We start from the raw sequence: 10,838 nt of genomic DNA, 5'->3' as shown, positions 1-10,838 counted from the left end.
CTCTTAAACTTAACTATCAATTCAAAAAGAGAAATTAAAAAACACAATTCAAGCAAAAGCACAATCCAGTTCACTAATTAAATAACTGAATTGCGCCCCTACGCATTACTTTAAAATATTAAAGAAATTATACTCCAGGTTAAGGTAAAAACCATTAGGAGCGGTTCCCATTATAGAACTATACAATTCATATCGGTAAGCCACATCAATTCTTGCTTGACTGTTTATTATGAACTGAACTGAAGGCACTACATCTAGAAAAGATCTTCCATTATTATTCAATGTTTGCCCTAAAAATTCAAACATGGTATTGATATTAGTCTGCTTGAAATTAGTATATTTCTTAGGATACATCAATCTACCTATTGATAAGGTGTAATTAGTAGCATTATCACTTAAGTTATCTGGAAAATTGTGATTGGGTTTATTGTCAAATGCTTTTTCAAAACTAACACTAGAGCTAATAGCTACTTTTTTGATAAGCTGCGTGGCTACTATTCCGGTTTCAAACCCTGTATTTTGCCCTTGAATTTCAATCTGTTCTTGATGAATTTCGGCATTATTAAAACTAAAGCGACCAAAAGCCGCCATCCTAAAATGACTTTGCACATCATCTGTAGAAAGAAACCTGTACTTAGCATAAATACTGGCTCCTTCTGTGTTTAATTGATTTTCTCTACTGCTTACAAAAAGCGTTGTACGAACCATCACATTTTTATTAATTCCTAAGGTAGCCTCAGGCATCATGTGGTAGTTATATCCTGACTCTATTTGTTTCTTAAAAATAGATTGTCCTAAACGAATTCCTAAAGAACCTGCAGGTACGTTACTTGCAGGATCCGTAACAACAAAAAGTTCTTGAGCATTAATACTCGTTACAAACAACAATAATACTGCACTAAATAACTTCATCATAAAACGCTTTTTATATGATAATCCTCTTCATTGTCTAGGGCGTAGGTAGCTATCTTAGAAAATTCTTTTTGCATTTTTTTGAACTCCTTTTGTGTTACATATCCCTTGTCATAGACTTTTACCTTGATATCCGCTGTGTTATTCGGTACAAATTCATCTAGCAAGACATAACTTGATTCCTTCTTTTTTAAATCGGCTGCAGAAAGTGTCAGCTCAAGAGAACCAATAAAAAAACCTGCTTTTTCAACAGCATCTTTCAACATTTTAGGCGTGATGGTATTGTTATTTTCAAATGCTACAAAAAACGAATTGGTATTTAAATCTGTGGTTACAGTAGTTACACCACTCATGGCTTTTAACTGTTTGTTTATAGCATTAGAGCACATAGAACATGTTAATCCTGTTGCTTTTATTTCGGCTTTTTGCATTCGCGCCAAACTGGTAAAACCACATAGCAGAAATAAGCCAATAGACATGGCTGCTTTTAAATTATCTCTAAACATCTTGTTATTTTTTTAAAAAGGTTAGAATAATTTCCTCTGTTGGGTTTATAGCTACCAATGTACCCGAAGCATCAAACAAATAAGAACTTGGCAATCCCTCTACTCCAAAAAGCAATGCCGTTTTGGCATCAAATCCATTTGCATCTATCAATTGCGGATAGGCCAATTTATCTTTTTCAATAGCAGCAATCCATTTTGCCTTATTGGTGTCTAATGATATCCCTACTATTTCAAAATTTTCATTTTTATGAGCATTATAAAAAGGTACTAATTTTTTATTGGCTTGTCTGCATGGTCCGCACCATGAAGCCCAAAAATCAACCAAAACTACCTTACCCTTAAATGATTCAAGAGTTACTGCAACGTCAGTATTGTTATTTAATTGAACATTTGGCAACGCATCGCCGGTTTTAATTTGAGCATTGGCTAAAGCCAAATTAAAAAATATACTGAGTATTACTATTATATTTTTCATCTTGTATACGTTTAAAAGATACCTACCTATTGAGCAAAACACAACTTAATAAGTAGGCACTTGATTGAATTATTCTGTTTTATTTTTGTTTTTTAGCAACTCGATCGTATTGACAACATCCGTGAAGACTATCGTAAGCTGCATCTGGAGCTTTATGACTGTCGCTGTCATATCCTGCTGCTGCAATTCTTTTTAAAATTTCTTCTTGGTTTGTTTTGGCAGGATTGAATACTAAGGTTGCCATCTTAGTCTCAGTATCCCACTGCACCTTTGCTACGTTTTTTTGGCCACCAGCCGTTTCTATATTTTTTTTGCACATACCACAGTTTCCGTAAATTTTCACTGTTTTGGTTACTTTATTAGTACTTTGTGCGCTTACTGTTACTGATAGTATTAGGACTAAGACTACTATAATTTTATGAAATGTTTTCATCTTAATTTATTTTTTGAGATATAATGCCGTCAAATACCCCAGCAGTACATAAAAATGTATTGTTGAATAAATGACACGACAAATTTTTGATTTTTTTTAGCTAATTCTTTTTTAACAAGACAGACTTTTGGCTGTCATCAATACAATTATGCTATTTTTGGCGGAAGCCAGATGGATTTATATCCTGAAGATACGAAGATATTGGAATAATAAAAGTTCTGTTTTTTTGTAGAAAAATCAAACAGAGGATTATTAAATTCTAATTGTATTCCGTTTGTCATTCCTAGATAAACGAAAGAACCACCACATGTAATGCTTTTACAAGCTCCATTGCAGCCGTCATGAGATTCTTTTTTTGAAGACTGTTTTTTTGAACAACAGTCTTTTTTTTCTTTTTTAGCTGTACTTTTTTTGGCACAACACGTCATTTCCCCTTTTTGATTACACGCCATAGCTGTGGTAGGACTCATAAAGAATCCTAAAACAACTAAAAGCAATATATATAGGTTTTTTGACATTGTATTCAATTATATTTTACAAAGGTATTTATTAATCATTTACAACACAGCATCTTGTTGCTAAATGAGTGTTAAAATTTATTTTTTACTTATTAATTCCTAATAAACCATTCATTATAGATTGACTAACTGATAATAATACACTAAAAATAACTGCCGTTAGAAAAGTATCTATCCTAAATCCATCTACTAATTTTGAACATAAAACAATCATAAGCGCATTAATTATCAACAAGAACAATCCTAATGTAAGCACTGTAACAGGTAATGTTAAAAGAACAAGAATAGGTTTGATAAAAATATTTAGCAATCCTAAAACCACCGCAACAACTAAAGCTGTTGTAAATCCATTTACGTAAACGCCCGGTAAAAAGTTTGCTAGTACTAAAACGATTATTGAAGTGATGATAATTTTTAGAAGTAAATTCATGGAATGAAGGTTTTATTTAAAATTAAAATTCTATTTTTTTTATGGTTATAACATTAGATCAAGAAAGAAACAACCACATTATAAAATACCGTTGGATTTTCGGCGTGAAGCCAATGCCCTGTTTCTGCTATGGTTTGTATCGTTGCTAATGGAAAATGCTTTTTTATATCATTAAAATCACTATCTAAAATGTAATTCGAATTCCCACCTCTTATGAATAATGTAGGTTTAGAAAATTGTGCATGTTCAGGCAAAGCTTGTCCTATCTGGTCTAAATTTTCATTAAAAGCTGCTAAATTAAATCTAAAAGCCAGTTGACCAGGCTCTTTCCAATATAGGTTTTTCAATAAAAACTGTCGGGTACCAAAATCAGGAATAAATTTTTCAAGAATTATCTCAGCATCACTACGAGTTGGTTTCTTAGAAAAATCAACAGCATTTAAGCCCGCTAAAATAAGTTGGTGGTGTTGCGGATAAAATTTTGGCCCTATATCTGCAACAATTAGCTTACTTATTAATTCGGGATGTGTTGTAGCCAGTGTCATAGCTACTTTGCCACCCATACTGTGCCCAATGATATAAATAGAGGACAACTCATGTGTTTGACAATATTCAAAAACATCTTGTGCCATGATTGCATAACTAAATTCACTAGAATGTAAACTTCTACCATGATTGCGAAGATCTAGCGTGTGAACTTGAAAATGAGCTGCAAATTGCGTTGCCAATGATTTCCAATTGTCTGACATGCCTAAAAATCCATGCAGAATTAAAAGCGGTTGCCCTGAACCTTCTATTTTCGAAAAAAGCATATGCTATTATTTTTTTAAAACTAATTTACATTTATTTACTTCAACTTTTGCAAATACATATTAACAACATTCTCGAGTCCAAGATACAAAGCCTCAGAAATAAGCGCGTGACCGATAGAAACTTCTAAAAGTCCAGGGATATTTTGTTTGAAAAATTGAATGTTATCCAGACTTAAATCATGCCCAGCATTGATACCCAACTGCAATTCATTGGCTAATTCGGCTGCAGCGATGTAAGGTTCAATGGCTGAAGTATTACCCAAACTGTATTGGTGAGCAAAAGCTTCGGTATATAGTTCGATGCGATCAGTACCTGTCTTTTTAGCACCTTCGATCATGTCGAGTCTTGGATCTACAAAAATAGAAGTTCGAATGTTGTGGCGTTGAAATTCCTGAATCATCTCGGTCAAGTAGGCTTGATTTTTAACCGTATCCCAGCCAGCCGAAGAAGTAATAGCTCCTATGGCATCAGGTACTAGAGTTACTTGTGTAGGCTGACACTCTAAAACCAAATCGATAAAATTATGCTGCGGGTTACCCTCGATGTTAAACTCGGTGTAAACAATCGGTTTTAAATCGCGGGCATCTTGGTACCTAATGTGTCGTTCGTCAGGCCTTGGGTGAATAGTGATTCCTTGACCGCCAAATCGCTGAATATCTGTTGCGACTTTTAACAAATCAGGCACATTGCCACCGCGAGCATTTCGTAAAGTTGCTATTTTATTGATGTTTACACTTAACTTTGTCATGAATACAGGTTTAGTTTGATTTACTAGTGTTTAATTGAAAGCAAAAATACAAAGTAAAACTTAGGAGATTTTGCTATTTTTTGATTATTTTGCATGAAATATTGCTCGCAAACTTATGACAGACCTACTCCAATTTATCAACAACGACTATAAAGCCCTTGACAGCCAAGAAACTATTGCGGAAGTTCAGGACTTTTTTAGTGATATATCGTTCTCTCACTTTCCTGTGGTAGAAGATGGCGTGTACTTGGGCTGTATTGCTGCCGAGGATAGCGAGACCTTTGACAGTGATAAAAAAATCATTGATTACCGTTTTACTCTCGAAGGTTTTTATGTACGAACAACGACTATTTGGTTAGACGTTTTAGAAGTATTTGCCAAAAACCATACTAATTTGGTACCCGTTTTAGATCCAAATAATAACTATGTTGGTTATTACGAAATGGAGGATGTCATGCGCTTTTTTCATGAAACCCCATTTTTAAAAGAACCAGGTGGAATCATAGTGGTTCAAAAACCAATTTTAGAATACTCGATGAGTCAGATCACTCAAATTGTAGAAAGTAATAATGGTAAACTGCTTGGCTTATTCGTTTCGGAAGCAGCAGTTGATAGCATTGTGGTTACTTTAAAAATTTCTTTGGGAGCTATGAACGAAATCATTCAAACATTTAGACGATATAATTACGAGATTTTATCAGACCACCAAGAAGACAATTACATCAACAACTTAAAAGAGCGCTCTGATTATTTAGACAAATACCTTAATATCTAGAGCAAAATTTCACATTCAAAAAGTGTTATACCAATTATTCCATAAAACGATTATTCAAAAAATATGAAAGTTGCTATCTACGGTCAATATTATCAAAACAGCACAGAACCAATTATCAATGATATCTTTGATTTTTTTAATAAAAAAAAGGTTGAAATGGTTATTGAAGCTCAATTTTTAAAAATATTAAACGATAAGAAAATTGTAGAAAAAACATACAATACCTTTAGCAAGCACACTGAATTAGACACTAGTTTTGATATGTTGATAAGCATAGGTGGAGATGGCACCATATTAAGAGCTGCTACACTAGTGAGAGACTCTGGCATTCCAATATTAGGTATAAATGCAGGTAGACTAGGTTTTTTAGCTACAGTACAAAAGGAAAATATTGCAGCATTTATGCAATTTGTAATTGACAAAAAATATACCATTTCAAAAAGAACTCTATTAACATTAACCTGCACACCCACAAACGAGGCCATAGAGGAAATTAATTTTGCAATGAATGAAATAACAGTGAGCAGAAAAGATACTACTTCTATGATCACTATTGACACGTATCTAAACGGAGAGTTTTTAAATTCATATTGGGCAGACGGACTCATTATATCAACCCCAACAGGATCAACTGGATATTCATTAAGTTGTGGCGGACCAATATTAACTCCTGATGTAAAAAGCCTTGTTATTACACCAATTGCACCACACAACCTTACAGCAAGACCACTTGTTGTACCAGACGAAACAGAGATAAGGCTAAAAGTATCTGGTAGAGAAGAAAATTATTTGGTTTCATTAGATTCAAGAGTCACCTCTATAAAAAACGAATCGATATTAACTTTAAATAAAACACCATTTCAAATTAATATGGTTGAAATTCCCGAAGAAACTTTCCTAAAAACACTTCGTAACAAATTACTTTGGGGTCAAGACAAGCGTAATTAAATCATTTTACTTAAAAGGCTATACGATTTTATCAGTTTTTTACGTTTAAAAGAAACAAACGCCTTGTTTAAAGAACGTTACTATGTGAATTATTAAAAAAATACACATTTAACAGATTGGGCATTGTATCGAATTGATAATTATTATATTTGCACGCAATTTTTGAGTTAATGAAGAAGATCTTTTATTTATTATTATCTATTATTTCCTTTACTGAAGTACAATCTCAAATACATGAGGTTGGTATTTTTATGGGCGGCAGCAATTACATAGGTGATGTAGGAACAACTAATTATATTGCACCAAATGAAACTGCTTTTGGTTTTTTATACAAATGGAATAAAAGTCCGAGACATTCTTACAGGTTTTCATACAACCAATCTCACCTTACTGCTAGAGACCAAGATTCTAAAGAAGGAGGCAGAACTAATAGAGGTTATGATTTTAAAACAAGTATTAAAGAAATATCATTAGGTCTAGAGTTCAATTTTTTCGACTTTAATCTTCATGAATCATCGACTAAAATTACTCCGTATGTGGCATCCGGTATTAATTATATCTTTGCTGATTATAACTTAAACAACAGCAAGACTGGATTAAAAGTAAATGGAAGAACAGAAAGAAAAAATTCTGTTACAATACCAATGATAATAGGAGTTAAATCAAACATTACACCACATTTCATATTAGCTTTAGAAACAGGTGCTCGATACACCTTTAGTGATAATATTGACGGTAGTTTTAATCAAAATTTTGGGAATATAAATAATAACGATTGGTATGTTTTTACAGGAGTAAGCCTTACATACACTTTTGGACAAAAACCGTGTTATTGCACTGAATAAAAATGAATTTATTAGAAAATATAGACACCACTAGATTACCCAAACACCTAGCCATTATTATGGATGGTAATGGGCGCTGGGCAAAACAACAAGGATTTTTACGCGCTTTTGGTCACGAAAGCGGGACTAAATCAGTAAAAGTTATTATTGAAGCTACGGCTAAATTAGGCATTGAGTGCCTAACATTATACGCATTCTCTACTGAAAACTGGAATAGACCTAAGCTTGAGGTAGAAACCTTAATGAAGGTTCTTATAAATTCCTTAAAAAAAGAGTTGACCACATTGCAAAAAAACAACATTAAGCTTAACGCAATAGGCAACTTAGAAAAACTCCCTAAAACAGCTCAAAAAGAATTACTTGACGTTATTGAAAAGACCAAAAACAATACGCAAATGACTTTGACTTTGGCGTTAAGCTATGGTTCAAGAGAAGAACTCGTGTCGGCTGTTAAAAACATCTGTAGTAAAGTTAAAAATAATATAATTTCAATAGACAATATTGACGATTCCATTATTAATGAGCATCTTTACACGCAAAATTTACCAGAGGTAGATTTATTAATACGAACAAGTGGAGAACATAGGATAAGTAATTTTTTGTTGTGGCAAATAGCCTATGCAGAATTATATTTTACTGATATATTGTGGCCAGACTTTAAAGAACAAGATTTATATGAGGCTATCATTAGTTATCAAAAAAGAGAACGCAGATTTGGAAAAACAAGTGAACAAATTAAATAATTTTTTAGTGTTAAAAAAAAGCATACAATTAGCCCTTAGCGTATTGATTTTCGGGTGTTTTACACAAGTAAAAGCGCAAGAAAGAGTCCCTTTTGATCAAGGAAAAAAATACATATTAGCTGATGTTACCGTTGTAGGCGATATTAGTTTTAACAGCCAAACTGTAGTTACTTTTACAGGATTACAAAAAGGCCAAGAAATCACAATTCCTGGAGAAGAAGTGAGTACTGCTATAAAAAAACTAGGTAAACTTGGCTTATTTGATGAAATCTCTTTTTATGTAAATAGAATTCAAAACGATAGTATATACCTCGATTTAAACATTGTTGAGTTACCTAAACTAGGTGAAGTAAAAATTGTAGGTGTTAAAAAAGCTAAAGTGGAAGAACTGATCAAAGATAACTCTCTTACAAAAGGGAAAGTTGTTAATGAAAACTTGATAACAACCACTAAAAATTATATTGAAAACAAATATAAGAAAGATGGTTTTTATAACACTAAAGTTAACATCAACACCATAAAAGATACCGCAACTATCAATCAAGTGAATATGCTTGTAAACATTGATAAAGGCGACAAGGTGAAAATAGAAAATATTGATTTTGTAGGAAACACTAAGATAAGTGATAAAAAACTACAAAGTGCAATGAAAGACACTAAGAAGAAGAAAGTTACACGTATTCTTAAACCATCAAAATACATTAAAGACAAATACAAAGCCGATCTAGAAAAAGTAATTGCCTCTTATAAAGAAAAAGGATTTAGAGATGCTAGAATCGTATCTGACTCTGTGGTGTACAATAAAGAAAAAAACCTCTTAAATATAAAAATCAATGTTGAAGAAGGTAATAAATATTACTTTGGAAACATTAAATTCCTTGGAAATACAATCTATACCGATCAAGGTTTAGGTAGAGTTTTAGGAATTAAAAAAGGAGATACTTATAACGGTGTTTTACTAGAAAAAAGAATTGCTGACAAGTCTAAACCAGATGCTGAAGACTTAACAAACTTATATCAAAATAATGGTTATTTATTTTCGAATGTAAATGCTGTTGAAGTTAAAACGGCAAACGATACCATTGATTTTGAGATTAGAATCACCGAAGGACCTATCGCTTATTTCAACAAAATTACGGTAGTTGGAAATGACAAAACTAATGATAGAGTAATTTACCGTGAATTAAGAACCAAACCAGGGGAAAAATACAGTAAAGACGAATTAGTACGTACGGTTCGAGAAATTGGACAATTAGGATTCTTTGACCCTGAGGCTATTGACCCGAAATTTAGAAATGTAGATTCAGGAGCAGGAACCGTAGATATTGAATACAATCTTGTAGAGAAAGGATCAAGCCAAATTGAACTTCAAGGTGGTTATGGTGGTGGAGGTTTCATAGGTACACTTGGACTATCATTCAATAATTTTTCTGCTCGAAATATGTTTAAAAAAGAAGCATACAAGCCATTACCTATGGGAGATGGACAAAAAGTTTCATTGCGTTTGCAAGCTAGTACCTTTTTTCAAACATACAGTATGTCTTTTTCTGAGCCATGGTTTGGTGGTAAGAAACCAGTGTCTTTTAGTTCATCACTATCCTACAGTAAACAATTTTTGAACAATTTTGTTACACAAAGAGCGGATAAAACAAGAAGTTTTGACATCCTAACCTTATCTGTAGGTCTTGCAAAAAGACTTACTGTGCCAGATGATTTCTTTGTATTATCTCAATCTATAAGCTACCAGCACTATTCATTAAACAACTACAACACCGGTTTGTTTACTTTTGGTAACGGAACTTCAAGAAACTTGTCCTATACTATAGGACTTACAAGAAACAGTAAAGGTGTAAACCCTATTTTCCCAACATACGGATCAGAGGTTAGCCTTTCGGCAAAACTGACACCTCCTTATTCGTTGTTCAATGGAGTAGATTATGCTAACCTTGGTAATCAAGAAGAGTATAAATTAAAGAATACTGAAAACAGACAAAATATACCAGATGCTAATGGAAACATTGTAAACATTGGAGATTACATAGATGCTAATGGTAATAAAGTAACTGATTTTAATTTGGCTGCAGCAGATGCAAGTAAAGTAGACCAAAAAAGATTCAACTGGTTAGAATACTACAAAGTAAAATTCAAAGCTGATACATATACCAAAATTTATGGTAAATTAGTAATGCGTTTATTAACAGAGTTTGGATTCTTAGGAAGTTACAATCAAGATCGTGGAGCAGTTCCATTTGAAAGATATTATTTAGGTGGGGACGGATTAGCAAACTTTGCAATGGATGGACGTGAAAACATTCAATTGCGTGGTTACCCTAACAACTCTCTTACTCCTACAAATGAAAGAGGAGATCAAATTGGTGGAACTGTATTTAACAAGTTTTCAATGGAATTGCGTTACCCTATCACATTAAAACAATCAGCATCTATATATGCACTTGGATTTTTAGAGGCGGGTTCAGCATACAAAGATTTTAAATCCTTTAACCCATTTTCTTTAAACAGATCAGCGGGTGTTGGATTGCGAGTTTTCATGCCAGCATTTGGATTATTAGGAATCGATTTTGGACATGGATTTGATGCACTTCCAGGACAACCAAAAGCAAATGGATGGGAAACCCATTTCATTATAGGCCAACAGTTCTAAAAATCGTTTTTTGCAACTTAAAATAGTACC

Annotated in this window: 13 protein-coding genes; 5 read left to right on the top strand and 8 right to left on the bottom strand. The window is 33.0% G+C overall.

Going from position 1 to position 10,838, the window contains the following annotated elements:
- Positions 1–105 precede the first annotated feature (105 nt).
- From FPG59_RS01920 to FPG59_RS01885, 8 genes are all read right to left on the bottom strand, one after another.
- Positions 106–915, bottom strand: coding sequence for a hypothetical protein (locus tag FPG59_RS01920; protein WP_254906628.1), 810 nt, complete (start codon positions 913–915; stop codon positions 106–108).
- Positions 912–1,418, bottom strand: a complete 507-nt coding sequence (locus FPG59_RS01915; protein ID WP_086452929.1) for a heavy-metal-associated domain-containing protein — start codon at positions 1,416–1,418, stop codon at positions 912–914. Before FPG59_RS01915 ends, FPG59_RS01920 begins: the two co-directional genes overlap by 4 nt.
- A gap of 4 nt (positions 1,419–1,422) precedes the next feature.
- Positions 1,423–1,893, bottom strand: a complete 471-nt coding sequence (locus FPG59_RS01910; protein WP_086452928.1) for a TlpA disulfide reductase family protein — start codon at positions 1,891–1,893, stop codon at positions 1,423–1,425.
- A 79-nt stretch (positions 1,894–1,972) separates the two neighbouring features.
- Positions 1,973–2,326: a heavy-metal-associated domain-containing protein gene (locus FPG59_RS01905; protein ID WP_086452927.1), complete on the bottom strand. Its 354-nt coding sequence runs from the start codon at positions 2,324–2,326 to the stop codon at positions 1,973–1,975.
- A gap of 146 nt (positions 2,327–2,472) precedes the next feature.
- Positions 2,473–2,844 (bottom strand): hypothetical protein, encoded by a 372-nt coding sequence (locus tag FPG59_RS01900; protein WP_086452926.1) that lies wholly within the window; start codon positions 2,842–2,844, stop codon positions 2,473–2,475.
- A gap of 85 nt (positions 2,845–2,929) precedes the next feature.
- Positions 2,930–3,274 (bottom strand): phage holin family protein, encoded by a 345-nt coding sequence (locus FPG59_RS01895; protein WP_086452925.1) that lies wholly within the window; start codon positions 3,272–3,274, stop codon positions 2,930–2,932.
- Positions 3,275–3,327: 53 nt separating this feature from the next.
- A complete protein-coding gene (locus tag FPG59_RS01890; protein ID WP_086452924.1) occupies positions 3,328–4,086 on the bottom strand; it encodes an alpha/beta fold hydrolase in 759 nt (252 codons plus the stop codon).
- 35 nt (positions 4,087–4,121) lie between these two features.
- The gene (locus tag FPG59_RS01885) at positions 4,122–4,835 is read right to left on the bottom strand and encodes a pyridoxine 5'-phosphate synthase (RefSeq protein WP_086452923.1); all 714 of its coding nucleotides are present in this window, start codon (positions 4,833–4,835) and stop codon (positions 4,122–4,124) included.
- Between the two features lie 115 nt (positions 4,836–4,950).
- Here FPG59_RS01885 and FPG59_RS01880 point away from each other — a divergent pair, with 115 nt between their 5' ends.
- The 5 genes from FPG59_RS01880 to FPG59_RS01860 all read left to right on the top strand — a co-directional run bounded on the left by FPG59_RS01880 (position 4,951) and on the right by FPG59_RS01860 (position 10,808).
- Positions 4,951–5,610 carry a CBS domain-containing protein gene (locus FPG59_RS01880; RefSeq protein WP_086452922.1) on the top strand — a complete coding sequence of 220 codons (660 nt, stop codon included), beginning with the start codon at positions 4,951–4,953 and terminating at the stop codon, positions 5,608–5,610.
- A gap of 63 nt (positions 5,611–5,673) precedes the next feature.
- Positions 5,674–6,558: an NAD kinase gene (locus tag FPG59_RS01875; RefSeq protein WP_086452921.1), complete on the top strand. Its 885-nt coding sequence runs from the start codon at positions 5,674–5,676 to the stop codon at positions 6,556–6,558.
- Positions 6,559–6,728: 170 nt separating this feature from the next.
- Positions 6,729–7,403 carry a DUF6089 family protein gene (locus FPG59_RS01870; protein WP_086452920.1) on the top strand — a complete coding sequence of 225 codons (675 nt, stop codon included), beginning with the start codon at positions 6,729–6,731 and terminating at the stop codon, positions 7,401–7,403.
- A gap of 2 nt (positions 7,404–7,405) precedes the next feature.
- Positions 7,406–8,146, top strand: coding sequence for an isoprenyl transferase (locus FPG59_RS01865; protein WP_086452919.1), 741 nt, complete (start codon positions 7,406–7,408; stop codon positions 8,144–8,146).
- The gene (locus FPG59_RS01860) at positions 8,079–10,808 is read left to right on the top strand and encodes an outer membrane protein assembly factor (protein ID WP_086452918.1); all 2,730 of its coding nucleotides are present in this window, start codon (positions 8,079–8,081) and stop codon (positions 10,806–10,808) included. The genes FPG59_RS01865 and FPG59_RS01860 overlap by 68 nt, the downstream gene beginning before the upstream one ends.
- The last annotated feature ends 30 nt before the right edge of the window (positions 10,809–10,838 follow it).

The organism is Flavobacterium sp. FPG59 (assembly GCF_002150205.1).
Taxonomy (GTDB): domain Bacteria; phylum Bacteroidota; class Bacteroidia; order Flavobacteriales; family Flavobacteriaceae; genus Flavobacterium.
This window is presented reverse-complemented; position numbering and strand designations above follow the sequence as displayed.